This window comes from Gordonia sp. PvP123, assembly GCF_040547295.1.
GTDB classification, from domain to species: Bacteria; Actinomycetota; Actinomycetes; order Mycobacteriales; family Mycobacteriaceae; genus Gordonia; species Gordonia terrae.
On record NZ_JBEPPN010000014.1, the window covers coordinates 25,360 to 50,803 of the forward strand.

A 25,444-nucleotide genomic window follows, 5' to 3' on the forward strand; every position below is an offset into this window, starting at 1 on the left:
CCGAACGAGACGAACGGGGAGAATCGTGGGAGTGGTACGGCATCAGGCGCGGATCGACGGGCCGCGTGAGCGGGTGTTCGAGTACGTCGACGGGTATCAGAACGTCAGCGAGTACATGTTCGGGGTGACTCGCTTCGAACCCACCACCGAGCAGACGAGCGGACTGGGCGCGACCTTCGCGGTGACCATCGATGTCGGTCCCAAGGCGCTGAAGTCGATCGTCAAGTGCACCGAATACGTCGAGAACGAACTGATCGCACTGGAGGCGATCGAAGGGTTCGGGGCGAACACCAGGTGGCGATTCGCCGACGCGGCGGACGGTGGGTCGGGAACAGATCTTGACGTCGAATTCTCCTACACACTTCCGGGCGGGATGGCAGGCAAACTCCTCGGCAAGATCATCGGCCCGTTCGCGGCCCAGGCCGTGCGCCACACCGAGGTGACCATCGGCAAGAAGGTCGGCGCCACCGGCTGACCGCCGGTTCAGGCCGCCTCCCGGTCGGCGGGCTCGGGTATCCGGTTCGGCAGGTGTCGCGAGAACAGCAACGCCAGGACGAGGAGACCGAACACGACGAACAGGGCCTGCTGCAGCGCCGCGATCTGCGAGTCCGCGTAGGCCTCGGACACCGCCTGTGCGGACTCCGACGAGCCGCCCGCATCGAGAACGAGGGTGCGGGCCTCGTCGGCGGAGATGATCGGTACGCCCGCGGCGTCGACCGTGCTGACGATCTGCTGCTGATCCGCCGCGGGGAGGTTCTCGGTGTCGTTGACCGCCGACACGAAGCCCGACGAGAGCATGAGGAGAAAGACCGAACCTGCCACCGCGGTGCCGAATGACGACCCCAGGTTCTGGAACGTGCCCTGGAGACCGCCGACCTCCGAGGTGTCCTTCTCCTCGACCGCGGACATGTTGACGTTACCCAGCTGCGAGGCGAGCAGTCCGAATCCCGCGCCCACCACGAACATTCCCGCGGCGAACACGGCGCTGCGCAGGTCGGTTCCCACCGACGCGATGACGAGGAGTGTCCCCAGCGCCATCGTGATCTGCCCGCCCCGGGCGATGAACCGCGCGGAACGTCGTGCGGTGAGCCAGGATCCGAGGATCGAGAACAAGATGAGACCGACCGAGAGCGGCAGGATCTTCACCCCGGTCTGCAGTGCGTCGCGCCCGAGCATCGTCTGCAGGTACACCGGGACCACGAAGAACAGGGCCGCGATCGCGAAGTACTGGGCGAGGAAACCGCCGAGTCCGCTACGCAGAGGGGCGATCCGGAACAACTCGACCCGTAGCAGCGGTTGTCGACCGGAGTCGGCGAGAGTACGTTGCCGCAGGACGAACAGCCAGAGCACGACGACTCCGAGGAGCAGCAGGTAGGCGACCGGCGAGACCCCGAGCGGGGCGATCGCGTCCCCGCCGATCTCCGGCGGGTGCTGCGGTTTCAGCCACCCCCAGGTCTTCGACTGGAGGACGCCGTAGACGATCAACGCCAGACCGCCGGCGGAGGCCACGACACTCAGCGGGTCGATGCGCACGTTCGCGTCCCGGGGGACGTCGCGGATCAGCTTGGCCGCGAACAGGACCGCCACCATCACCACCGTCTCGGCGACGAACACGTAGCGCCACGACAGGTAGGTGGTCATCACGCCACCCAGGAGCGGGCCGATGGCCGCGGCCAGCCCGGTGACCGCGCCCAGGATCGAGAATGCGGTGACACGCGCCTTGCCGGTGTAGTTGATGGCGGCCAGTGATGCGATCGCGGGGATCACCAGAACCGCGCCCAGCCCCTCGACGAGCGACCACCCGATCAGCAGGACGGTCAGGTTGGGACTCAGCGCCGTGGTCAGTGATCCGATGCCGTAGATGACCGCACCGATCTTGAAAGCTCGTGCGCGGCCCATCAAGTCGCCCAGCTTGCCGCCGGTCAACATGAACGCGGCCATCGTGAGCGCGTAGAAGGTGATCGCGGCCTGCATGCCGGTGATCGAGGTCCCCAGGTCGTCGGCCACCACCGAGATCGACACGTTCATCACGGTGCTGTCGAGCACCATGACGAACTGGGAGATGGCCAAGATGATGATCACAGACCAAGAGCGCATCGTCAGTCTCCTCAGATGTGGTGAGCGCTCTGATCTTTACAGGTTCGGGCCGTTATCGCGCGGGATTGAGCATCGGTACGAGGAACTGACGCGCGACGGTGGCGAGCTGCTCGTCGTCGGTGATGTCGACGACACGACTGGGCACGGTGAGGAACGACGCCGACACGCGGACCATCATCTCGGCCACGAGATCGACGTCCAGCTGATCGGAGATGTTGCCCGCCACTTGTTCTCGACGCAGCTGCGCGGCGACGAAATGCTGCACCGTCGCGAGCAGCATGCCGTCCCCGCCGATCATCGACTCGATGAGCATGCTCGGTTCGGCGTCGCTGATCTCGCCGATCAGCGGATTGCCGGAGATGGCGCGGAGTGAACCGACGAAGCCGAACACGACACGGTCGGCGACGGTTTCGGCACGGGGTATCTCCGCGCGGAAGCGGTCGAAGTACCGGCGGAACTCGCGCAGCACCACCTGGTCGACGAGTGCGTCCTTGGTGGCGAACTTCCGATACAGGGTCACCCGCGTGACACCCGCGCTCTTGGCGACCTTCTCCATCGGCGTGCGTTGGACGCCCAGTCGGCAGAACAGTTCGAAGGCCGCGTCGAGGAGGCGCTCGGCGGTCGGGTCGGCCGCTCCCTCGGACGGTGTCGAGGACTCGAGAAACGCGCGCTGGAGTAGTGAACTCGACAGTGAGGCGCCGGTCGGCTGCGTGGTCACCTGGTCACCCCCTTCGTCTCATGATGACCGCCTGGGCTTCCATGATCGCAAAAATCGCGAAACACATGTGTCCTGGACCACCCGGTGGTAACAATGATACAAGGATACGTTGTTTGTCACATTGATACATGGAAGTGATGGGACGGGGTCATGGAAGATCTGAACAGGCGGAATCTCATACGCGCCGGCGGTGTCGTCGGTGCGGCCGGCGCGGTGGCCGCGCTCTCGCAGACGACACCATGGACGTGGTCGCCGGCGAACTCGGTGCCCGGCCGAGGCCGCGGCGCGGATCCGCGGCAGCTGTGGGACGACGAGGCGGATCCGGTGATCGCCAAGGTCATCGACAGCGGACAGGTACACAAGGTCAACCGGCTGCTGCGCACGTGGCATCGTAACTCGCAGCCGCTGCCGGCCGGGCTGCCCTCGGAACTGCGCGACTTCATGGAGTACGCGCGCCAGCTGCCGTCGTGGACCGACCAGGCCAAGCTCGCCGACACGGTCCGCTTCAACCAGAAACGCGGAACCTACCTCGGCGTCCTGTACGGCTTCGCCAGCGGCATGATGAGCACGGTCATCCCACGCGAGGCCCGGTCGGTGTACTACTCCAAGGGCGGGTGGGACCTCAAGGACCGGATCACCAAGACCGCCAAGCTCGGTTACGACATCGGCTCGTTGAACGCCTATCAGCCCGGCGGCGAGATGGTCGTGACGTGCGTCAAGACGCGCATGGCCCACGCGGGCGTGCGGCATCTCCTGCCGCAGTCGCCGCACTGGGTGCACGGGGCGACGGAGAAGAAGCCGATCAGCCAGGCCGACATCATGGTCACCTGGCACAGTCTGCCCACGACGGTCATGCGCAACTTCGACAAGTGGAACGTCCCCATCGCCGCCGACGAGTCCGCCGGGTTCCTGCACTCGTGGCAGATCAGCGCCTACATGCTGGGAGTGAAGGACGAGTACATCCCCGCCTCGTGGGACGCCGCCGACTCGCAGGCGCGGCAGGTCCTCGATCCGATCCTGGCGCCGACCCCGGAGGGCCGCAAGCTCGCCGACATGCTGCTGGATCTCGGCATGAACCTCGATCTCTCACTGATCTCGCGCGGCGTGCTGGGAGCGCTCACGAGATTCGTGCTCGGCGACCAGGTCGCCAACTGGTACCAGATCCCGCGCGAGCCCGTGTGGAGCCCGCTGCTCGAGACGGCGTGGGGTCCGTACGTGCAGATCCGCGAGGGCCTGCTGAACGTCGGCATGCCGCGGGAGGCGTACTGGCTGTTCGACGAATTCCTCCGCCAGTTCGTGCTCTTCTACATGTCCGAACTCCGGATGCCGATCAACATCGAGATCCCGGTGATCAACAACCCGAAGTACAAGTAGCCCACGCCTAGTCGGCGGACACCTGCGCAGCCCCCGCCGACTCGCCGACTTCCACCGCCCGGTCCTGCTCCTTCTTGTTCCGCTTCGGGAACAGGGGGATGCGGGGTCGGGCGGTCAGCCATTTGCTGAACGGCAGACGCAAGAGGAGGTCGACGAGTACCAGCGATGCCGCCAGCACCAAGGCGATCAAGATGATCGAGCGCAGGACCGCCGAGTGCGGGAACCAGTCGAAGAGCCCGCTGAGGAATCCCACGCGACCCAGGATGTCGAGGATCAGCGGGTGGACCGCGAAAACCCCGAACGCGCGGAGCGTGGCCTGCGACACCAGCTTTCCGCCGGCCGGGCGGCCGGCGGCGCGTCGGTCATCCCAGACGAGACCGATCAGCCAGAGCAGGACGAAGCCGCCGACGAACCAGGGCAGCGACACCGGGTTCCAGGCCGTGTTGGCCTTCCACGGCACATTGCCCGGTGAGGTCGCCAGCAGGTAGCCGGCGATGGTGAACGCGGCGCAACCGGCCGCCACCAGGACGACCGTGGCCATGTGGTCGCGCAGCCAACGGTCGACGGCCTCGCGGTGCTGCGCGGCCAGGACACCCATCGCGACGAAGAGCGCGTACATCGGGAGCGTCTTCCACAGATGCTGGTACGCGACGTCCCATGCGTGACCGGAGGGTCGGGGGAGGTACTGGTAGACGACGAACACCAGGAGCTGGATCGCGGTCCCGCCGGCGAGCAACAGCCACGGGCGGGTGCGGCCGCGTTCGAAGACCCATGCGATCAGCGGGAAGAACAGGTAGATCTGCATCGAGATCAACAGGAAGTACAGCTGGTACTTGCCCTCGCCCACGAGCAGGTCGTGCGCAAGCCGGGGCAGCATCTCGCCGACGGGCGGGAAGGGGTTGTCGGCCAGGATGAGGTGGTCGGTGATCGTGTAGATCAGCGTCCAGGCGAGGTAGGGGCCGACGACCAGTCCGAAACGACGCCGCCAGAACTGCCACGGCGACATCTCCCGGCCCTGCATGCTCAGCACCAGGACGTACAGCGTGACCGCGACGAAGCCGTAGCGTGTCAGATGGCACAGGGTGCCGACCAGATTCGCGCCGCGGATCTCGTCGACCCCGCCGTTGATGGCATTGACGCTGTGGGCGACGACCACGAAGGTGAACAGCACAACGCGAATGAAATCGGCGGTGTGGGCGCGTCCGCGCGGCTTGGTCGCAGGCGGGCGAGGTGCCGAACCGGCAGGACGTGGTGATGCGGCGGAGTCCGGCGACTCGGCGGTGGTGGCCGTGGTCTCGTCGTCGTCGGCGGTGCGCGCCGATCCTGATGCCGCGTGCACCAACGAAAAGACCTCCCCGGGTGAAACGGTAGAACGTATGCGGTAGGCAGTGTACGGACACAAGCTGGCAGCAACCTCAACGCCGGGGTGTTCCGAGTGGCGACAATCACAGCCGGAAATGTCCGTTTCGAGCGATGCCCCGACTATAGCGAGGATGCGCTCGGGAGCGTTGGCGGAGAGGGTGCTGCCCGGGTGAGGCGCTGACGTAGACTGCCGGATGGCCGTGCCGCGGAACCGCGGCCACGGCATCGACAACCCCGCCTTCGTAGCTCAGGGGATAGAGCAACCCTCTCCTAAAGGGTAGGTCGCAGGTTCGAATCCTGCCGAGGGCACCACACCGGTTTCGGACGGCAGGTCCATCCGCTGAGCGGTCTCGGGCTATGCATCGGCGCCGGATTTCGCGAACCGCCGACGGTAGACGAGCGGCGAGACGCCGACACTCGCGGCGAAGTGATGGCGCAGCAGCGTGGCCGACGTGAAGCCGACCCGCCGCGCCACCTCGTCGACGCTCGCGGTGGTCGATTCCAACAGGTTCTTCGCCGAGAGCACGCGCTGCTCGGTCAGCCAGCGACGAGGCGAGATCCCGACCTCGTCGACGAACCGTCGCGCAAAGGTCCGCCCCGACATGTGCATACGGGTCGCCATGTCGTCGATGCTGATGTCGCGGTCGAGGTTCGCGGTCATCCAGGCGAGCAACGCGCCGAATCCCTCGTCGGCGCACGCCGGCATCGGCGCCTCGACGAACTGGCGTTGGCCGCCGTCGCGATGCGGTGGCACGACCATCCGTCGCGCGATCCGGTTGGCGACCGCCGGCCCCCAGGACTCGCGGACGAGATGCAGTGACGCGTCGATCCCGGCGGCAGTGCCGGCGCTCGTGGTGATGGGGCCGTCGTCGACGAAGAGGACATCGGTGTCGACCTGCGCCTGGGGGAACATGCGCGCCAGATCGTCGCCGTACCGCCAGTGGGTGGTGCACCGGCGACCGTCGAGGAGTCCGGCGGCACCGGCGACGAACGCGCCCGAGCAGACGGTGAGGACGCGTCCGCCGTTGTCGACGACCGCACCGATGGTGTCCAGGATCTCGTCGGGGTAGTCGCCGCTGATGCTTCCGCCGGGGATCACCACGAGATCGACGTCCCGGCACTCCGGCAGGGTGTGTGACACCTGCAGCGAGACCCCGTTGCCCACCCCGAGCGAGGATCCCGGTTCGGGGGACGCGACGCGAAAGTCGAAGGCCGGGACCCCGTCGTCGGTGCGGTCCAGGCCGAACACCTCGTGGACGACCCCGAACTCGAACAGCGCGACGCGTCCGTAGAGGAGGACGCCGACGGATTTCAACACCGCACCAGTATGGCAGATAATTTGCGAACAATGGCTTTGCTGCCACTGTTGGCGGGAAAGCCGTGGGCGAATGATTACTGCCATGACACTCCTCTTCGTTCTCGCCCTTGTCGTCGTCGTCTCGGTCGCCTGCGCGACCGGAGTGCTGGCTCTCGCCGCGCGTCGTACCCCCGCCGGACAGCGGACGCCGGGCCAGCGGATCTCCGACTGGTTCACGCGGAATCCGCGGCGGCCCTATGGCCCCGACACCGAGCGGGTCGCGGCGGAACTCAGCATCCTCACCCGCCGGTACGACAAGCTCATCTGACGCCCGGTCCGCTGCGCTACCGTTGCGGTCGTGACTTCACAGACCGTCCTCGTGACCGGCGCGACCAGTGGCATCGGCGCCGAGGTCGCCCGTCAGTTCGTCGCGCGGGGGCACCGGGTGTACGGCACCACCCGCAACCCCGACTCCGTGCGCAACCCGCTGCCGGGCGTCACCTATGTCCGGCTCGACAACGCCGACTACGCCTCCGCCGAATCGTGCGCGGCCCTCGTCGGCGAGGTCGACATCCTGATCAACAACGCCGGCGAGTCCCAGGCCGGTGCGCTCGAGGACACGTCGATGTCCGCCGTCGAAGATCTGTTCCGGGTCAACGTCTTCGGACCCATCGCGCTGACCAAGGCGGTGTTGCCCGGGATGCGTCTGCGGCGTCGCGGCACGGTCGTGATGGTGGGGTCGATGTTGTCCAGCTTCCCGGTTGCCTTCCGGTCCAACTATGCCGCGACCAAGTCGGCGCTGAAGGCGTTCGCGCTCGCGTCCCGACGCGAGCTGGCGCCGTACGGTATCCGGATGATCAGCGTCGAGCCGGGCACGATCGCGACCGGGATCGGTGATCGCCGGAGCATCCACATCGGCGACGACTCGCCGTACCGCGCCGAGTACGAGACGCTCGCCGCCGCGACGCGTCGCAACGAGGACGCGGGAATCACCGCGGAGAGCATGGCCACCCAGATCGTCGACGCCGCTCTCGCCGACCATCCGAAGCCCTTCTATGCCAAGGGCAATCAGGCGGGCCTGGTCTTCCTCCTCCGACGCCTCGCGCCGAGGCAGCTCATCCTGGATATGACCGCCCGCAAGCACGGACTCCCCAAGGTGACGATCTGACCGTGCGAATCACACTGCGCGTCATCGGGATCGGACCCGGGGGCCCGCGTCAGATCACGCTGCAGGCCATCGACGCGATGGCCGACGTCGACGCCTTCCTCGCACTCGAGAAGGGTACCGCCAAGAGCGGTCTGCTCGACGCCCGCCGCGCGATCCTCGCCGAGCATGCGCGGCAGGGTCATTCGCTGGTGGAGATCCCCGACCCACCGCGCGATCGCGAACCGGAGGACTACGACGCCGAGGTCCGCCGCTGGCATGCTGCGCGCGCCGATCTGATCGCCGCCGCGCTACGCGACGAGGTCGGTGACGGCGGTGTGGCCGCCTTCCTGGTCTGGGGCGACCCCGCACTCTACGACAGCACGCTGCGCATCGTCGACGATCTCGCGGCCCGCGACGACCTCGAACTCGTCGTGGAGGTCATCCCCGGCGTGACCAGCGCGAGCGCGCTCACCGCGGCGCACGGCATCGTCGCCAACCGCGTCGGTGAACCGATCCACACGACGACCGGCCGGCGCCTGGCGGACACGCCCGTGGGCGCCGACGCCAACCAGGTCGTGATGCTCGACGCCGACCTCGCCTTCCGGCACACCGCCGACCCGGACGATCACATCTGGTGGGGTGCCTATGTCGGCACCGACGACGAGATCCTGATCAGCGGCCGGGTCGGCGAGGTCACGGACCGGATCGTCGAAGCGCGCGCCGCGGCCCGGGACCGGATCGGCTGGATCATGGACATCTATCTACTACGGAAGACGAGTCGGTAGTCGTCGTCACAGGTGTTCCCGCGCAACCAGTTCCACGGTGACGACCATGGCGATGGAACTCACCGCCAGCAGGGCGATCAGCACGAACAGCTGCATGGCCGCGGCCGCCCACACCGAGGCGCCGCCGAGGACCATCCCGACGAATGCGCCGGGGATGGTGACGAGGCCGACCGACCGCGTCTGATCGAGGCCGGGTATCAGGGCGGTGGCCGACGCCGGGCCGGCGATCTCCATCCGCGCGTCTCGCCGCTCGAAGCCCAGCGACAGTGCGGCCTCCACCTCACCCCGACGCACGCGCAGCTCGTCGTGTGCCCGTCGACCGGCGAGCGAGGCGGTCACCATGGCGCCGCCGAGCATGATCCCGGCGGTGGGGATCACGGCGATACCGCGACCGGGGAGCACCCCGGCCACGACGAGGGCGGTCACGATCACGATCGTCGGCGCGGCGACCGGCCCGGCGCACCAGATGACGTCGGCGAGTCGGGGACGCGCGGGACGGACACGTCGGGCGGAGGTCCACGCGGCCGCCGAGGCCATCGCCGCGACGAACAGCGCCGAGGCCCAGAGGTGCGGGACGACCGCGGCGAGCACGGCGGCCAGCGCAGCCAGTTGTACGGCGGCACGCAGCGTGGCGACGACGGTCTCCCGAGCCAACCCGCTTCGGCGGTTCACCATCACCGCGACGCCGGCCAGCAGCACGATGACCACCACCAGGGCGGGGCCGATGCGCACCACCGCGTCGCCGATTCCGTTCACCGATCCAGTTCACCAGGGCCGGGCACACGCCGGCAGCGGAACGTGGCTCATCCCGCACCGATTCACCAGATCTGCTGCAGCGCGGCGAGCATCTCCTCGCGGATCTCGCTGCGGCAGATGACGAAGTCCGGCATGTACGGATGCCGGTTGTTGTACACGATCTCCGAACCGTCGAGTCGACTGCAGTGCAGGCCCGCCGCCAGCGCGACCCCCACCGGCGCGGCGTTGTCCCACTCGTACTGACCGCCGGCGTGGACGTAGGCGTCGGCATCCCCGCGGACGACGGCCATCGCCTTCGCCCCCGCCGAGCCGACCGGCACCATCTGCAGACCCAGACGGTTCGCCACATGACTGGTCTCGTAGGAACCGCCCCATCGGGAGGTGACCAGGCGGCGGGTCAGTTCACCGGCGGGTCGCTCGACCGTGTCGGACCGAAACAGTTCACCCGTCGCGGGCAGCGACACCGACGCCTCGGTGACGATCCCGCCCTCGGTCAGGGCGACGTGCACGGCCCAGTCCGCCGAACCGGCGGCGAATTCCCTTGTGCCGTCGAGCGGATCGATGATCCACACCCGAGCGGCGGTGGCCCGGTCGCCGACGTCGGCGGCCTCCTCGGACAGCACCGCGTCGCGTGGCCGGTGTTTGCGCAGCACCGTCGAGATCCAGGCCTGCGCAAGCGCATCGCCCACATCGCCGAGCATCGCGCCGCCCAGCAGGTCACCGGACCGGATTCCGAGAAGTACTTCGCCGGCTCCCTGTGCGATCCGGGCGGCCAGGTCGGCGTCGGAAAGTCGGGAGTTCATCCCACAACTAGAGCACACTGGTGGCATGCCTGAGCTCCCAGAGGTGGCCGCCATCGCCGACTACGTCGACGGTCGAGCGGCCGGACTCCCGATCCGTCGGGTCGACGTCGCGTCGCTGTCGGTGCTGAAGACGGCCGATCCGCCCTACACGGCGCTGATGGACCGGATCGTCGAATCCGTCGGACGTGTGGGGAAGTACCTGGTCATCCGGACCGTTCCCGGTTCGGCGGCCACCGCGTCAGAGCCGTTGTTGCAGCTGGTCATCCACCTGTCGCGCGCGGGCTGGGTGCGGTGGAGCGAGGACCTGTCGCCCAAACCCCTGCGGCCGGGCGGCAAGAGTCCGATCGCCCTGCGCGTGCATTGTGGACTACCCGGTGAGGGATTCGACGTCACCGAGGCCGGCACGCAGAAGCGGCTCGCCGTGTGGCTGGTCCGCGAACTCACCGAGGTCGACCGCATCGCGGGCCTTGGACCCGATGCGCTCGAACTGACGGCCGAGGAATTCGCGGAGATCCTCGCCGGGACGACCGGCCGGATCAAGAACGTGCTCACCGACCAGCACACCATCGCCGGGATCGGCAATGCGTACTCCGACGAGATCCTGCACACCGCACGTCTGTCGCCGTTCGCCTCGTCGAAAACGCTGAAGCCCGACCAGGTCGCCACTCTCTACGACGCCATGCGCGGCGTGCTCACCGACGCGACGGGTCGCCTGGAAGGCCAGGCCGTCGCGCGGCTGAAGTCCGAGAAGCGCACCGGCCTGCGCGTACACGCCCGCACCGGCCTGCCGTGCCCGGTGTGCGGGGACATCGTCCGCGAGGTGTCTTTCGCCGACCGGTCCTTCCAGTACTGCGCCACATGCCAGACGGGCGGGAAGGTGCTCGCCGATCGGCGGATGTCGCGATTGCTGAAGTAGCCGTCGCGGCCGGGCGGAGAACCCGGAACTTACCGGCCGGTAGCCTGGCGGTCGTGACGACACGACAGAGAATTCTCATCACGGGGGCCAGTTCGGGGCTGGGGGAGGGCATGGCCCGGCGCTTCGCCGCGCAAGGGCGTTCGCTCGCGCTCGCGGCCCGCCGACGCGACAAACTGGAGGCGCTGGCCGATGAGCTCCGGCCGTCCGCCGAACGTGTCGAGGTCGCGGCGCTCGACGTCACCGACGTCGAGGCCGTTCCCGAGGTCTTCGGGAGACTGGCCGACGGGCTTGGCGGTCTCGACCGGGTCATCGTCAACGCCGGACTCGGCAAGGGGGCGCCCCTCGGTACCGGCAAGGCCGCGGCGAACATCGAGACGGTGCAGACCAATCTGGTCGGCGCGCTCGCCCAGGCCGAGGCGGCACTGGAGATCTTCCGGGCGCAGAACGCCGGCCATCTGGTGCTCGTCAGCTCGATCTCGGGTGTCCGCGGCATGCCGAAGGCGCAGGCCGCGTACTCGGCGTCGAAAGCCGGGCTGACGGCGCTGGGGCAGGGGCTCCAAGCCGAGTTCGCCTCGTCGCCGATCACGGTGTCGGTGGTCGCGCCGGGCTACATCGAAACCGACATCAACCGGGGCGTGAAGACCTCCCTGATGGTCGAGACGGACAAGGGCGTCGATGCGCTGGTCAAGGCGATCGAGGCGGAGAAGGGGTGGGCGCCCGTACCCGCGTGGCCGTGGACGCCGATCGCCGCGGCGCTGAAGTTCCTGCCGGCGTCGGTCAGCCGCCGACTGGTCTGAGCGTTTCCGCCTCGAGCGGAACTCATTCACGCAGTGGACCTTTCATCGTGCACATGGCCGGAGGGGACTAGCGTGGCGGAATGACGCGCAACCGGTGGCGGTCCTGGTGGGTCGTAGTCGCCGCCGTGGTCGGTTGTGCCGGGCTGCTCGGTTGCGTGCCGTCGGCACCGGCCGGCCGGGTCCCGGCATCCTCGTCGGTGCACCCCTCATCGACGTCGCAGCCGACGAAGACGCTGACGACCGGCCCGCGCCGCGACATCGAGCCGGTGGCGGCGCGGTTCCCGGCGCTGGCCGACGCGACCGTCGACGGCTGGGCGGCAGGCACTCTCGGGACGAGCGCGACGGGTCGCGTACCCGGGCCGAGCACCTACTGGTTCGACGCGGTGATGAACGCCGGCGCCGATCAGGTCGCGCGGTGGGCGGCGGAGTACGAGGCGAAACCGGTGCCGGAGCCCCTGTCGCCGGTGAACGAGTTGCGCGAGTTCGTCCCGCCGGGCGAGCTGCTCGGCAGCCCGGAACTCGACCGGGCCTTCTCGTCGGCGCAGTGGCAGGCGCGGGTCTACCTGTCTCCGGCGTCGGGGCGCGTGGTCGTCCTCGGTCTCGACGACTGACCCTGCGTAAGGTGGCCGTCGTGGCGAACAAGCAGGGACAAGTGGTGGCGTCGGGCGCGTTTCAGGCGTTCGGCGCCCGGCAACGGGAGCAGGTCGGCGAACTGCTCGGCGAGATCTTCGACCGCACGGACATCGCGGCCATGGGCTCCGACTGGCGGGGCATCGTCTATTTCACCCTCACCGACGACGAGACGACCTCCGTCGACACGGTTCTGGGCTTCGATCCGTCGAGCGGGACCTCGGGCGAGCTGGCCACCGTCGACGAGGTGGCCGAGGCGATCCGCACCGGCGATGTCGCCGAGGCCGTGGACGTCGCGAGCTTCGATGCCTGGCGGGCGGCGACCGGCACCCGCGCGCTGGACATGGGCGCCTGCGTGCCGCCCACCCTGTACGAGTTCCTCGGCGGCGATCCCGCCGAACGTGACGTGGAGCCAACAGATCTCGTCACCTACGTGGCCACCGCGGCCGCGATCATGGGCCGCATCCAGTCCCTCGGCGTCGAACCCGGGGACGAGATCCCCGACGAGGTCTTCGACGAGGAGTACTGGACCTAACCGCCGGTTGAGCTTGTCGAAACCCCTCAGACCGCGCGGCCGCGGCGTTGCCGGTACCAGGTCACGAGGGCGTCGGTCGACGAATCGTCGTGGGTGTCAGGTGCTTCGGGTTGGACGAGGGTGCCGAGCAGTTCCTTGGCCTGGGTCTTGCCCAGTTCGACGCCCCACTGGTCGAAGGGGTTGATGCCCCAGATGGCGCCTTCGACGAAGACCTGGTGTTCGTAGAGCGCCACGAGCTGGCCGATCACCGACGGGGTGAGCTGGGGGGCGAGGATCGAGGTGGTGGGTCGGTTGCCCGGCATCACCTTGTGGGCCACGACGTGTGCGGGTACGCCCTCGGCGGCGATCTCGTCGGCGGTCTTGCCGAAGGCGAGCACCTTGGTCTGGGCGAAGAAGTTGCTCATCAACAGGTCGTGCATGGAGCCCGTCCCGTCGGCGGAGGTCGGTAGGTCGTCGGTGGGTTCGGCGAAGCCGATGAAGTCCGCGGGCACCATCCGGGTGCCCTGGTGCAGCAGTTGGTAGAAGGCGTGCTGACCGTTGGTTCCCGGTTCGCCCCAGAAGATCTCACCGGTGTCGGTGGTGACGTGGTGGCCGCCGGCGGTGACCGACTTGCCGTTGGACTCCATCGTCAGCTGCTGCAGGTAGGCGGCGAAGCGGGCCATGTCGTTGCTGTAGGGCAGTACCGCACGAACGCCGACGTCCCAGAAGTTGTTGTACCAGAGGCCGATCAGGCCGAGGATCACCGGCGCGTTGCGCTCGAGGGGCTGGGTGCGGAAGTGCTCGTCGACCTGGTGGAAGCCGTCGAGGAACTCGGCGAAGCGTTCCTTGCCGATCGCGGCCATCACCGACAGTCCGATCGCGGAGTCCACCGAGTAGCGGCCGCCGACCCAGTCCCAGAAGCCGAACATGTTGTCGGTGTCGATGCCGAACTCGGCGACTTCGGCGGCGTTGGTGCTGACGGCGACGAAATGCTTTGCCACGGCGTCGGAGTCGGCGCCGAGCGCCTGCAGGAGCCAGGTGCGTGCGGCGGCGGCGTTGGTGAGCGTCTCGAGGGTGGTGAAGGTCTTCGAGGCGATGATGAACAGTGTCGTCTCGGCGTCGAGGTCGGCGAGTGTGCCGACCATGTCGGCGGGGTCGACGTTGGAGACGAAGTGACAGCGGATTCCGGCGTCGACGTAGTGGCGCAGCGCCTGGTAGACCATGACCGGTCCCAGGTCGGAACCGCCGATGCCGATGTTGACCACATCGGTGATGGGTTTGCCGGTGTGTCCCTTCCACTCTCCGCTGCGGAGGCGGTCGGTGAACTCGCCCATCCGGGTCAGGACCTCGTGGACGTCGGCGACGACGTCCTGGCCGTCGACGGTCAGTGTCGCGTCGGCGGGCAGCCGCAGGGCGGTGTGCAGGACCGCGCGGTCCTCGGAGGTGTTGATGTGGGTTCCGGCGAACATGTCGTCGCGGATCTCCTCGAGACCGATCTCGCGGGCCAGGCTCATCAGCAGTTCGAGGGTCTCGCGCAGCACCCGGTGCTTGGAGTAGTCGATGTGCAGATCCCCGACGTCGACGGTCAGCTCGGTGCCGCGCGCGGGATCGATCGCGAACACCTCACGCAGATGCATGGCATACACGTGCGGCTGATGAGCCGCGAGCGCCTGCCAGGACTGCGTCGCGGTGATGTCGCCGTGGTCGGTGCCGGTGAAGTCGCTGCCAGGGGCCTGGGTGCTCATGACCCCTAACCCTATGTGCTCGGCGGCCGGGCCGCGACGGTCGTCACACGCGGCGAGAGCACGTCACCGGATCACCGCGCGGGCGGCGGGGTGCCGAGAGATCAGCGGCCCAGCGGTCCACGCCCCAGGCGCAGCAGCAGCATCGCGAGGGTGTGCCCCTCCTGGCCGAGGTCCTGGAAGCGCTCGAGCACCTTCACCTCGCGGCTGTGGACCAGGCGGGGTCCGCCGGAGGCCATCCGCGCGGCGCCGATCTTCTTCGACACCGCCGACCTGCGCTTGATCGCGGCGAGGATGACGGCGTCGAGCCGATCGATCTCGAGTCGCAGCTGGTCGATGTCGTCGGGCAGGTCGCCGACCTCGGACGAGAGCTGGTACTTGTCGAGGTCGATCGAGTTCTCGAAGGACGTGCCGCCGGACGGGCGGGGGTCCTGAGCGCCGGGGCTGGGGCTGCGATCGGTCACGCGCCCGATTTTGCCACGACGCCCCCCGATGACCCGCACGCGGCCGAGTCACCCGACCCGACCACGACGGCGCTCGGCGCACATGGAAACTGGAGCGCATGCCCAATGCGCGGATGGTGTCCCTCGTCGCCCTGTCCCTCATCGTGGGCCAGCTGATCGTCCGGGGCTGGCTCGTCGCGACCGGCAACTTCTACTGGGACGACCTGGTCCTCGTCGCGCGCGCGTCGTCGAACCCGATCCTGTCCTGGGAGTACCTGGGACACGGTCACGACGGCCACTTCATGCCCGCGGCCTTCCTGCTCGCCGGGGTGGCCACCTGGTTGGCGCCGCTGAACTGGGTGCTGCCGGCACTCATGCTGGTCGTGCTGCAGGGCATCGCCTCGGTGGCGGTGTGGCGGATGGTGCGGACCATCGCGCCGCGCGCCCGCATCGGTGCGCTCGTCGCGCTCGCGTTCTATCTGTTCAGTCCGATGACGGTGCCCGCCTTCGCCTGGTGGGCCGCGGGCCTCAACACCCTGCCCATGCAGGCGGCGATGGCGTGGATCGTCGCCGACGCGGTGCGCCTCGGTTGCGGTGACGTCGACGACGCGCGGCGCAGGCTGGTGTGGGTTCGCTCGACCATCGTCTTCGTGATCGCGCTGGCGTTCTTCGAGAAGTCGCTGTATATCCTGCCGGTCGCCCTGGTGGCCGCCGTCCTCGCGAACGGCGGTGTGCGCGCGACGATGCCGACGCTGCGGGCGGCCCGGGAGTTGTGGATCGCGCTGACCGTCACCGCCGCGCTGTGGATTGCCGTGTACTTCGTCACCACCGATCCGACGTCGGGTGACCATTCGGTGGCGCAGACCGCGCGTCTGGTCTGGCGATCGGTGACCGACGCGATCGTGCCCTCGCTCGTCGGCGGACCGTGGGAGTGGGAACGGTGGACACCGAGCCCCCCGACGGGTTTCCCGCAGATGTGGATGATCGTCGGCGGCTGGCTGGTGCTGGCCGCGGTGACCTGGTGGGCGGTGGCCCGCAGACGCGGTGGCGCGGTGATCGTCGCGTGCGCGGCCCTCTACGCGGTCGCGGCGCAGATCCCGGTGATGTGGAATCGGTCGAGCCCGCAGACCGCGATCGAACTCGCCCAGCACATGCGCTACCTCCCGGACACCGCGCTGGTGTTCAGCATCGCGCTGGCCCTGCTGTGTGCGGCGCCGGCCCGGAACGCCGAGGTGGGCGGGCGGCATGCGCGCACGTCCGACGCGGAGTCCGGGCTCGACGAGGAGCGGTCGGCCTTGCCCGCCTTCGCATCGGTCGTGGGTGCGCTCGTCGCGGTGTCCGCACTGGTCTCGCTGGTCTCGTTCTCGTCGTCGTGGCGGGACAACCCGACCGGCGACTACCTCGAGACGGCGACCGCGTCGCTGCACGATGCCGCGGCGCAGGGGCCGGATGGCCTGACCATGCTCGATCAGTCGGTGCCGCTGGAGATCTTGCAGCCGTTCGTCTACCCCGACAATCAGATCAGCCGCATCTTCGGTCGGGTGGATCCCCGGCCCGACTTCGGGGCGGCCACCGACCGGCTGTTCGTGCTCGACACCGCGGGAAACCTCGTGCCCGGCGGCGTGACCCAGCGACGCATCATCTACGCGGGTTCGGGAACCTGCCGCACCCCGGAGGTCGACGGGCCCTCCCGACTGCGACTCGACGGCCCGCTCTTCTCCTGGCCCTGGACGATCGCGCTGAGTTACTGCGCGACCCGGGACGGCGAGATCGAGATCGCCCTCGAGGACGGGGAAGCGGTCCGGGCGCCGGTCCGCGCGGGACTGGGGTCGGTGTACGTCCGGATCGACGGCGGCGGCGACCACGTGGACATACGTCCCCTGACCCCGGGGCTGCGGTTGCACACCGGCGCCGGTCGGGTGGGCGAGGCCGCCGAGGCGCGCTTCGCCGGCGGCTGAGCGCCCTCAGTCGTAGTAGAAGGCGGAGATGTTGTCGCTCTGGTTCTCCGCGGCGATCAGGGCCCGGAGGGCCGACGCGGTCTCCTCCTCGGCGACGAAGTAGACGACCTTTGCGTCCCCGGCCGCGGTGACCTGTTGCTGCATCTGCTCGCGGAGCACCTCGGTGCCCTCCCAGGACGGATCGAAGGTGCCGCCGACGATGTGCTCCCGATACCCGTCACCGAAGGTGACGTGCATGTTGCCGTCGGTGCCGATGCCGTCGAAGACGTAGTCGCCGCGCTTGATCGCGTAGTAGCTCGGCAGGCCGGTCACGCTGGCACCGAAGCGGGCCTGTTCCGGTTCCTTGTTTCCGGTACGGACATAGACGATCTCGGTGTTGGTCTGCTTCTCGTTGTTGTCGATGAGATCGTTCAGCTCGGTCTCGGTCGAGTCGATGAACGCGAGGTAGGTGAAGCTGTATCGCGACGCGATGTTGGTGTCCGGCGGGAGGTTGGTGGCCGCACACCGGGTGGTGCCGTTGCGACCGAAGTCCACTCGCAGGACCACCTTGCACTCACCGCCGAGCGCTCCGGGTGGTCGGTTGCCGACCGCGAAGTTGAGCGTCAGACCGTAGTTGAAGTGGCCGCGGACGTCGTCGGTGTAAGGGCTGCCCTGCACGGTGTAGTCGAAGGCGCACGACGAGGTGGTGCATGCACCGGTCTGCCGCGAGGACACCACCGGTTGCTTCATCCACAGTCCGGGCGCGGGTACCGACACGAGGTCCGAGACGAGGGCGCGCTGGTTGGCGAACACCTTCTGGGCCTGGTCGGCCGGCTGCAGGCTGACCGCCGCGTCGATGTCGTAGGTGACCGGGCCCTGCACACTCTGACCCTTGACGTTGGTGACGTTCTTCGTCTCCGGATCGAACGTGACCTCCCAGGCCCCGATCTTCACCTTGTCGTCACCGACGAACTCGATCGGCGGGTCGGTGGTCGGCCAGTGGCGGGCGTCGGGCGTGCCCTTGTTGGGTGCCGGGAGTTCGGCCCCCAGCTGCGGCGCGTCGCCGGCCTCGATGTTGCCGATGTCGCCGGCGAGATTGTCCGGGCCGAGGATCGTGCCCAGGCGCGGCATGCTCGTGAAGCGGGTCGAGGCCCACTTGTTGTCCAGGGGCCCGGTGTCGAGGTTCGTCTTCTCCGCGTCGACGAGGAGCTCGGTCCAGAGGGCGCCGGGCGCGCTGATGAACGGACTGTTGCCGATCTGGCGATACTCGCCCTGCTGCGCGCCGAGGGTGATCGTGCCCTCGGCGGTGTTCGACGTGGTGACGATCAGGTCGTCGAACTCGACCGTGCCCTCGCCGCGCTCGTCGTCGTATTTGTAGGTGACCCGGCCGGTGAACTTGGCCGCCGGGCTCGTGGCCATCTTGAACAGCACCTCGTCGAGGCTCTTCTGCGCACGGAAGGCGGGCGTGGGTTCGACGGTGCCCGCGCTGCTGAACGGCACGAACGACAGGACGAGCGCGATGACGAGGGCCAGTGCTCCGACACCGAGTGCGATGGCGGCGGGGACAATGGACGGTCTCTTCATGGGCGCCTCTTCCTGCTCGCCGGGGCGGCGTCGCCGCATGCGAGTTCGTTCGCAGACAGGGCACCCCGAGCCGGTGGTACGGCGTCATATTAGCCGCGGGCGACGACGATCGGGGCCTCAACCCACGGGGCCGGTCGACTGTTCGGTGGACCTCGCACCGGGGCCGAGCGGACCGGCCGACGGGGGTCTGTCGGCAGTGGCGGGTAACCTGGACAACCGATGAACAGCTCTTCTTCTGCCCCTCTTCTCGCCGGTCGCGCGGGCGCCGCCACCTCGGGTGCGGCCGCCGACGATCGGGTCGCGCGCCTGCTCGAAGGTCTCAATCCGCAACAGCGCGCCGCGGTGCTGCATGCCGGCGCACCGCTGCTGATCGTGGCGGGTGCCGGCTCGGGCAAGACCGCGGTGCTGACCCGCCGGATCGCCTACCTGCTGGCCGCGCGGGATGTCACACCCGGGCAGATCCTGGCCATCACGTTCACCAACAAGGCCGCCGCGGAGATGCGCGAGCGCGTCATCGATCTCGTCGGCCCCCGTGCCGCCTACATGTGGGTCTCGACGTTCCACTCCACGTGTGTGCGCATCCTGCGTGCGCAGTCCGGGTTGCTGGAGTCGATGAACTCCAACTTCTCCATCTACGACTCCGACGACTCGAAGCGGTTGTTCGGCATGGTGATCCGCGACCTCGACCTCGACCCCAAGAAGTTCAGCCCGCGCGGGGTGTCGGTGGCCGTCTCGAACTTCAAGAACGAGCTGATCTCGCCTGACGAGGCACTGGCCTCGGCGCCCGAGGACGATCCGACCTCGACGACGATCGCCCGGATCTACGCCGAGTACCAGCGTCGGCTGCGCGCCGCCAACGCCTTCGACTTCGACGACCTGATCGGCGAGACCGTCGCGCTGCTGCACCGGCACCCGCAGGTCGCCGAGTACTACCGGCGCCGGTTCCGTCACGTTCTGGTCGACGAATACCAGGACACCAACCACGCGCAGTACGTGCTCATCCGCGAGCTGGTGGGAGAGCAGACCACCGCGAGCGGTCTGGAACCGTCCGAACTGTGCGTGGTCGGCGATGCCGACCAGTCCATCTATGCGTTCCGCGGTGCCACGATCCGCAACATCGAGGAGTTCGAGCGCGACTTCCCGTCCGCCGAAACCGTTCTCCTCGAACAGAACTACCGGTCGACGCAAACGATCCTGTCGGCCGCCAACGCGGTCATCGCGCGCAACTCGAACCGGCGCGAGAAGCGGCTGTGGACCGACTCCGGCGAGGGTGAACTCATCGTCGGCTATGTCGCCGACTCCGACCGTGACGAGTCGACGTTCATCGCCAAGGAGATCGAGGAGCTCACCGATTACTCGATCGGCGGTTCGTCGAGCCACAAGTACTCCGACGTCGCGGTGTTCTACCGCACCAACACGGGGTCGCGTGCGATCGAGGAAGTGTTCGTCCGGCACGGGATTCCGTACAAGGTCGTCGGCGGTACCAAGTTCTACGAGCGCAAGGAGGTGCGCGACGTGGTGGCCTACCTGCGGGTGGTCGCCAACCCGGACGACTCGGTCAGCCTGCGCCGCATCCTCAACACCCCCCGGCGCGGCATCGGCGACCGCGCCGAGGCCTGCGTCGCCGTGCATTCGGAGAACACCGGCCGGAGCTTCTACGAGTCGCTGATGGACGCGGCCGAGGGCAAGGTCGCCCTGTTGAACACACGGGCCGTCAAGCAGATCGGCGGGTTCGTCGAACTCATCGAGGGCCTGCGTTCGGACTTCCTCACCCACTTCGGCGAGGCGGGCACCGAAGACGCCGACGTGGCCTTCCTCGATGCCACCGAGGAATCGGCGGACATCGGCGAACTCGTCGACGCGATCGTCGAACGCAGCGGCTACCGGGCCGAACTCGAGGCCTCCAACGATCCGCAGGATGGCGCCCGGCTCGACAACATCAACGAACTCGTCGCCGTGGCAAGAGAATTCAGTGCCGACGCGGCACAGGTCGACGCCGATGCCGACGACCCCGACATCGAGGTCGACCGCGAGGGTGAGCCCGAACCCGGTTCGCTCGCAGCGTTTCTCGAGCGCGTCTCGCTGGTCGCCGACGCCGATCAGGTGCCCGACGAGGGCGAGGGTGTGGTCACGATGATGACCCTGCACACCGCCAAGGGGCTGGAGTTCCCGGTCGTCTTCGTGACCGGTTGGGAGGACGGACATTTCCCGCACATGCGGGCGCTGGGCGATCCGGCCGAGTTGAGCGAGGAGCGACGCCTCGCGTACGTGGGCATCACCCGCGCCAAGCAGCGGCTGTATCTCACCCGTTCGGTCACCCGCGCCTCGTGGGGTCAGCCGGTGTCGAACCCGGAATCCCGTTTCCTGCAGGAGATCCCGCAACACCTCATCGACTGGCGTCGCACCGAACCCCGGCGCTCGGCACGGGGGTTCGGCGGGTCTTCGGGCGGAGTGTTCGGCCGCGACGGGGGATTCTCCGGCTCGGGCGGTTCGTCGTCGATGGGTCGCGGACGTTCGTCGTATTCCTCGGATCCGGCACGTGGTCGCAACAAGCAGGTCCAGCTCGACATCGGCGATCGGCACAACCACCCGAAGTACGGGATGGGCAAGGTCGTGGCCAAGGAAGGCAGCGGCGCCACCGAGCGCGTCACGATCGACTACGGCGGCAGCGCGGGTCGAGTCACTCTTCTCACCGCGGGCGGGATTCCTGGGGACAAGCTCTAGGGTGAGGGCAAGCGACACCCCCGGCTGCCCCTGAGGGGCGCTCGGAGCTTGCGGCGGTCGCGCTGCTGTCAGCCGGTGTAACCGGAGAGCTTCACGCCCTTGGCCGCGAGCCACGGCACGGGATCGATCTTGGTGTTGCCGTTCTTCCACACCTCGAAGTGCAGGTGCGGCCCGAACGAGAAGCCCTCGTTGCCGACCAGGGCGATGACGTCGCCGGCGGTGACGCGCTGGCCTTCCTTGACGAGGACGCCCGAGGAGGCCATGTGGCCGTACATGGTGACCGTTCCGTCGGCCGCCTGGACCTGAACCCAGTGGCCGTATCCCGATGCGGGCTCGGCCTTGATCACGACGCCGTCGGTGGCCGCGTGGATCGGGGTCCCGAGCGGAGCGGCCATGTCGATGCCGCCGTGCATGGTGCCCCAGCGCATCGCGAAGGCCGAGGTGAAGTCGTAGCTGCCGAGCGGGATCGGCGAGGTGAAGAGCGGGCGGCGGGCCAGGGCCTCGCGGCGATCCTGGTCTGCGGCCATCTTGGCGCCGACACCGAGCTGGTTGGTGAAGACGTTCATCTGGTCGGTCTGTGCTGTCGCAGCGGCCACTCCGGGGCCGAGTTCGACCGGTGCGGCGCCGGGCGCTGACGCGTCGTTGACGGCGGCGGCGTTCACCGGGGCGGGCGCTTCGTCGCCTGCGCCGACCTGGGCGACGGCGGCGACGGCGGCGCCGGCCGCCATGGCGATGAGGGCGGCGCGTCCGCCCTTGAGGGCGTTCGGGGGCGCAGCGATGCGGTGCTTGCCGCCACGGCGCACGCGCTGTCCGGCCGGATTGGTGCGGAAGGGGCGATTCTCGCCGTCGAGGGCGTCGTCGGCGACGGCGTCGAGTTCGCCTCCGTCGAAGACGTCGAGTTCGGCGCCGTCGACATCGAACGGCTCGTCGTGCTCGTACTGATCGAACTCGTGCTCGGGGATCAGGATGTCCTGAGTGATCTCCGAGCGGGTGGGGCGGTAGTAGCCCTGCCACGACGACGGGGTCCAGCCGGCGTCGGAGGACTCGCGGGTGGTGGCGGAGTCGGCGAAATCGAAGTCGTAGTCGCTGAGGTCGTATCCGGCGGCGTCGTCGGTGTCGACGATGGGGATGATCGTGGTCATCTCTTCCGCTGTGACGTCATCGATCAACCCGCCCGATCGGACGCGGCCCGATCCGCGTGAGACACCGAGTCCCGCCAAATCGTCCACCTCATCTCTTGCTGCCGCATCTCGTCGTTGGCGGATTCGAAGTTACCGTCCGTAATCCTTCTGTGACCAACCGCTGAGAGCCGACGGTAACGAAATGATTGCGGCAAGTCCAACCGTAGAAAGCGACAAACCGGCATATTGTGAGCTGAGTCACATGACTTGTGCGCCACGCTCGAAGTTGACGAATTTGCAGTTCACGATGGTGCATCGAACCTGTGAATCCGGCGAACGGATGTCGGCGCGTGTATGTGCTGCTCATGGACGCTCGGGGTGGGTGTCCCCCTCACTCGGCGCCGCCAATCCTGTGAGGGCCGACCGAGCGAGTGATCTGTCGCACAAGCGCAGGGTGCGCGCGGGGTGGCGATTTCCGACAGGTTTAAAGTCCGATATGGCCCGCATTACACCCTTGCGCGGGCAAATCTACGAGATGGTGAGCTGAATGGATCTCTTCGAATACCAGGCGAAGGAACTGTTCGCCAAGCACGGGGTTCCCACCACACCCGGTCGGGTGACCGATGATGCCGCCGACGCGCGGGCGATCGCCGAGGAAATCGGCAAGCCTGTGATGATCAAGGCGCAGGTCAAGACCGGCGGGCGTGGCAAGGCAGGCGGCGTGAAGTACGCCGCGACCCCGGACGACGCGCAGTCCCACGCTTCCAACATCCTTGGCCTCGACATCAAGGGCCATGTCGTCAAGAAGCTGCTGGTCGCCGAGGCCAGCGACATCGCGGAGGAGTACTACATCTCCTTCCTGCTCGATCGCACCAATCGCTCCTACCTGGCCATGTGCTCGGTCGAGGGCGGCATGGAGATCGAAGAGGTCGCCGCGACCAAGCCCGAGCGCCTCGCGAGGGTCGCCGTCGACGCCGTGAAGGGTGTCGATCTGGAGACCGCGCGCTCGATCGCCGAGCAGGGCCATCTGCCCGCCGAGGTGCTCGACGCCGCAGCGGTCACCATCTCGAAGCTGTGGGAGGTCTTCGTCAAGGAGGACGCCACCCTGGTCGAGGTCAACCCGCTCGTCCGCACTCCGGACGATCAGATCCTCGCCCTCGACGGCAAGGTCACCCTCGATGCCAACGCCGACTTCCGTCAGCCCGGCCACGAGGAGTTCGAGGATCGCGACGCCACCGATCCCCTGGAGCTCAAGGCCAAGGAGAACGACCTCAACTACGTCAAGCTCGACGGTGAGGTCGGCATCATCGGCAACGGTGCGGGCCTGGTCATGTCGACCCTCGACGTGGTCGCCTACGCCGGTGAGAAGCACAACAACGTGAAGCCCGCCAACTTCCTCGACATCGGCGGCGGCGCCTCGGCCGAGGTCATGGCGGCCGGTCTCGACGTCATCCTCGGCGACGAGCAGGTCAAGAGCGTCTTCGTGAACGTCTTCGGTGGCATCACCGCGTGTGACGCCGTCGCCAACGGCATCGTCGGTGCTCTGGAGAAGCTGGGGTCCGACGCCAACAAGCCGCTGGTCGTCCGCCTCGACGGCAACAAGGTCGACGAAGGCCGCAAGATCCTGGCCGATGCGAACCACCCGTTGGTCACGCTCGCCGAAACCATGGACTCGGGCGCCGACAAGGCCGCCGAGCTGGCGAGCAAGTAAGGGAGCCACGGAAATGTCGATCTTTCTGAACAAAGACAACAAGGTCATCGTCCAGGGCATCACCGGCGGTGAGGGCACCAAGCACACCGCCCTGATGCTCAAGGCCGGCACCAACGTCGTCGGCGGTGTCAACGCACGCAAGGCGGGCACCACCGTCTCGCACGTCGACGCCGACGGCAACAACGTCGAACTCCCGGTGTTCGCCTCGGTCGCCGAGGCCATGAAGGAGACCGGGGCCGACACCTCGATCGCCTTCGTGCCGCCGAAGTTCTCCAAGGACGCCATCATCGAGGCCATCGACGCGGAGATCCCGCTGCTCGTGGTCATCACCGAGGGCATCCCGGTGCAGGACTCCGCCTACGCGTGGGCCTACAACGTGGAGAAGGGCGAGAAGACCCGCATCATCGGCCCGAACTGCCCCGGCATCATCACCCCGGGTGAGGCGCTGGTGGGCATCACGCCGAACAACATCACCGGCAAGGGGCCGATCGGTCTGGTCTCCAAGTCGGGCACCCTGACCTACCAGATGATGTACGAGCTGCGCGATCTCGGCTTCTCGACCGCCATCGGCATCGGCGGCGACCCGGTCATCGGGACCACCCACATCGACGCCATCGAGGCGTTCGAGAAGGATCCCGAGACCAAGCTGATCGTCATGATCGGTGAGATCGGCGGCGACGCCGAGGAGAAGGCCGGCGAGTACATCAAGGCCAACGTGACCAAGCCGGTCGTCGGTTATGTCGCGGGCTTCACCGCTCCCGAGGGCAAGACCATGGGCCACGCCGGAGCCATCGTCTCCGACGGTGCGGGCACCGCCCAGGGCAAGAAGGAGGCCCTCGAGGCCGCGGGCGTCAAGGTCGGCAAGACGCCGTCCGAGACCGCCTCGCTGGCACGGGAACTCTACCAGGCCCTGTAAGCCTCGACGCCCACGGAAAAGCCCGAGCGGGAATCTTCCTCGCTCGGGCTTTTTCATGGGTCGACCCGCC

Annotated in this window: 23 protein-coding genes and 1 tRNA gene; 14 read left to right on the plus strand and 10 right to left on the minus strand. The window is 67.9% G+C overall.

Features of this window, described 5'->3' with window-relative positions:
* Positions 1-25 precede the first annotated feature (25 nt).
* Positions 26-475 (plus strand): SRPBCC family protein, encoded by a 450-nt coding sequence (locus tag ABIC25_RS22540; protein WP_354563248.1) that lies wholly within the window; start codon positions 26-28, stop codon positions 473-475.
* 8 nt (positions 476-483) lie between these two features.
* Here the strand turns inward: ABIC25_RS22540 and ABIC25_RS22545 are convergent, their stop codons facing one another.
* Together ABIC25_RS22545 and ABIC25_RS22550 are read right to left on the minus strand one after the other, a co-directional pair.
* On the minus strand, positions 484-2,097 hold the full coding sequence (locus ABIC25_RS22545; RefSeq protein ID WP_239402876.1) for an MFS transporter: 1,614 nt from the start codon (positions 2,095-2,097) through the stop codon (positions 484-486).
* Between the two features lie 52 nt (positions 2,098-2,149).
* On the minus strand, positions 2,150-2,815 hold the full coding sequence (locus ABIC25_RS22550; RefSeq protein ID WP_064571239.1) for a TetR/AcrR family transcriptional regulator: 666 nt from the start codon (positions 2,813-2,815) through the stop codon (positions 2,150-2,152).
* 150 nt (positions 2,816-2,965) lie between these two features.
* Between ABIC25_RS22550 and ABIC25_RS22555 the strand changes: the two genes are divergently transcribed.
* Entirely contained in the window at positions 2,966-4,189 is a 1,224-nt protein-coding gene (locus ABIC25_RS22555) for an oxygenase MpaB family protein (RefSeq protein WP_354563250.1), read from the plus strand.
* Between the two features lie 7 nt (positions 4,190-4,196).
* On the opposite strand, the gene ABIC25_RS22560 is transcribed toward ABIC25_RS22555, so the two are convergent.
* Positions 4,197-5,528 carry an acyltransferase gene (locus ABIC25_RS22560; RefSeq protein ID WP_248644907.1) on the minus strand — a complete coding sequence of 444 codons (1,332 nt, stop codon included), beginning with the start codon at positions 5,526-5,528 and terminating at the stop codon, positions 4,197-4,199.
* Between the two features lie 259 nt (positions 5,529-5,787).
* Here ABIC25_RS22560 and ABIC25_RS22565 point away from each other — a divergent pair.
* Positions 5,788-5,863, plus strand: a tRNA-Arg gene (locus ABIC25_RS22565).
* A 43-nt stretch (positions 5,864-5,906) separates the two neighbouring features.
* On the opposite strand, the gene ABIC25_RS22570 is transcribed toward ABIC25_RS22565, so the two are convergent.
* Positions 5,907-6,869 (minus strand): GlxA family transcriptional regulator, encoded by a 963-nt coding sequence (locus ABIC25_RS22570; RefSeq protein ID WP_033203698.1) that lies wholly within the window; start codon positions 6,867-6,869, stop codon positions 5,907-5,909.
* Positions 6,870-6,951: 82 nt separating this feature from the next.
* Here ABIC25_RS22570 and ABIC25_RS22575 point away from each other — a divergent pair, with 82 nt between their 5' ends.
* The 3 genes from ABIC25_RS22575 to cobF are packed head-to-tail and all read left to right on the plus strand — an operon-like array spanning position 6,952 to position 8,780.
* Positions 6,952-7,176, plus strand: a complete 225-nt coding sequence (locus tag ABIC25_RS22575) for a hypothetical protein (RefSeq protein WP_004020120.1) — start codon at positions 6,952-6,954, stop codon at positions 7,174-7,176.
* A 30-nt stretch (positions 7,177-7,206) separates the two neighbouring features.
* On the plus strand, positions 7,207-8,016 hold the full coding sequence (locus tag ABIC25_RS22580) for an SDR family oxidoreductase (RefSeq protein ID WP_101820334.1): 810 nt from the start codon (positions 7,207-7,209) through the stop codon (positions 8,014-8,016).
* 2 nt (positions 8,017-8,018) lie between these two features.
* A complete protein-coding gene (cobF, locus tag ABIC25_RS22585; RefSeq protein ID WP_248644909.1) occupies positions 8,019-8,780 on the plus strand; it encodes a precorrin-6A synthase (deacetylating) in 762 nt (253 codons plus the stop codon).
* A 6-nt stretch (positions 8,781-8,786) separates the two neighbouring features.
* Here cobF and ABIC25_RS22590 read toward each other — a convergent pair whose 3' ends face one another.
* The gene (locus ABIC25_RS22590) at positions 8,787-9,536 is read right to left on the minus strand and encodes an ABC transporter permease (protein ID WP_064571234.1); all 750 of its coding nucleotides are present in this window, start codon (positions 9,534-9,536) and stop codon (positions 8,787-8,789) included.
* Between the two features lie 62 nt (positions 9,537-9,598).
* The gene (locus ABIC25_RS22595) at positions 9,599-10,339 is read right to left on the minus strand and encodes a 3'(2'),5'-bisphosphate nucleotidase CysQ (protein WP_354563253.1); all 741 of its coding nucleotides are present in this window, start codon (positions 10,337-10,339) and stop codon (positions 9,599-9,601) included.
* A 25-nt stretch (positions 10,340-10,364) separates the two neighbouring features.
* Here ABIC25_RS22595 and ABIC25_RS22600 point away from each other — a divergent pair, with 25 nt between their 5' ends.
* The 4 genes from ABIC25_RS22600 to ABIC25_RS22615 all read left to right on the plus strand — a co-directional run bounded on the left by ABIC25_RS22600 (position 10,365) and on the right by ABIC25_RS22615 (position 13,217).
* Positions 10,365-11,255: a DNA-formamidopyrimidine glycosylase family protein gene (locus ABIC25_RS22600; RefSeq protein WP_354563254.1), complete on the plus strand. Its 891-nt coding sequence runs from the start codon at positions 10,365-10,367 to the stop codon at positions 11,253-11,255.
* A gap of 53 nt (positions 11,256-11,308) precedes the next feature.
* Positions 11,309-12,052 (plus strand): SDR family oxidoreductase, encoded by a 744-nt coding sequence (locus tag ABIC25_RS22605; protein WP_004020112.1) that lies wholly within the window; start codon positions 11,309-11,311, stop codon positions 12,050-12,052.
* Between the two features lie 80 nt (positions 12,053-12,132).
* On the plus strand, positions 12,133-12,663 hold the full coding sequence (locus ABIC25_RS22610) for a hypothetical protein (RefSeq protein ID WP_248644913.1): 531 nt from the start codon (positions 12,133-12,135) through the stop codon (positions 12,661-12,663).
* Between the two features lie 20 nt (positions 12,664-12,683).
* Entirely contained in the window at positions 12,684-13,217 is a 534-nt protein-coding gene (locus tag ABIC25_RS22615; protein ID WP_248644914.1) for a hypothetical protein, read from the plus strand.
* A 26-nt stretch (positions 13,218-13,243) separates the two neighbouring features.
* On the opposite strand, the gene pgi is transcribed toward ABIC25_RS22615, so the two are convergent.
* Positions 13,244-14,941, minus strand: a complete 1,698-nt coding sequence (pgi, locus tag ABIC25_RS22620) for a glucose-6-phosphate isomerase (protein WP_064571231.1) — start codon at positions 14,939-14,941, stop codon at positions 13,244-13,246.
* A 101-nt stretch (positions 14,942-15,042) separates the two neighbouring features.
* Positions 15,043-15,402, minus strand: coding sequence for a chorismate mutase (locus ABIC25_RS22625; protein ID WP_064571230.1), 360 nt, complete (start codon positions 15,400-15,402; stop codon positions 15,043-15,045).
* A gap of 98 nt (positions 15,403-15,500) precedes the next feature.
* Between ABIC25_RS22625 and ABIC25_RS22630 the strand changes: the two genes are divergently transcribed.
* Positions 15,501-17,339, plus strand: a complete 1,839-nt coding sequence (locus tag ABIC25_RS22630) for a hypothetical protein (RefSeq protein WP_239402887.1) — start codon at positions 15,501-15,503, stop codon at positions 17,337-17,339.
* A gap of 6 nt (positions 17,340-17,345) precedes the next feature.
* Here the strand turns inward: ABIC25_RS22630 and ABIC25_RS22635 are convergent, their stop codons facing one another.
* A complete protein-coding gene (locus ABIC25_RS22635; RefSeq protein ID WP_239402888.1) occupies positions 17,346-18,902 on the minus strand; it encodes a hypothetical protein in 1,557 nt (518 codons plus the stop codon).
* A 219-nt stretch (positions 18,903-19,121) separates the two neighbouring features.
* Here ABIC25_RS22635 and ABIC25_RS22640 point away from each other — a divergent pair, with 219 nt between their 5' ends.
* Positions 19,122-21,626, plus strand: coding sequence for a UvrD-helicase domain-containing protein (locus ABIC25_RS22640; protein WP_239402889.1), 2,505 nt, complete (start codon positions 19,122-19,124; stop codon positions 21,624-21,626).
* Between the two features lie 68 nt (positions 21,627-21,694).
* Here the strand turns inward: ABIC25_RS22640 and ABIC25_RS22645 are convergent, their stop codons facing one another.
* Positions 21,695-22,855 (minus strand): M23 family metallopeptidase, encoded by a 1,161-nt coding sequence (locus ABIC25_RS22645; protein WP_248644916.1) that lies wholly within the window; start codon positions 22,853-22,855, stop codon positions 21,695-21,697.
* A 439-nt stretch (positions 22,856-23,294) separates the two neighbouring features.
* Here ABIC25_RS22645 and sucC point away from each other — a divergent pair, with 439 nt between their 5' ends.
* Entirely contained in the window at positions 23,295-24,458 is a 1,164-nt protein-coding gene (gene sucC / locus ABIC25_RS22650) for an ADP-forming succinate--CoA ligase subunit beta (protein ID WP_004020101.1), read from the plus strand.
* Between the two features lie 13 nt (positions 24,459-24,471).
* The gene (gene sucD / locus ABIC25_RS22655) at positions 24,472-25,374 is read left to right on the plus strand and encodes a succinate--CoA ligase subunit alpha (protein WP_004020100.1); all 903 of its coding nucleotides are present in this window, start codon (positions 24,472-24,474) and stop codon (positions 25,372-25,374) included.
* The last annotated feature ends 70 nt before the right edge of the window (positions 25,375-25,444 follow it).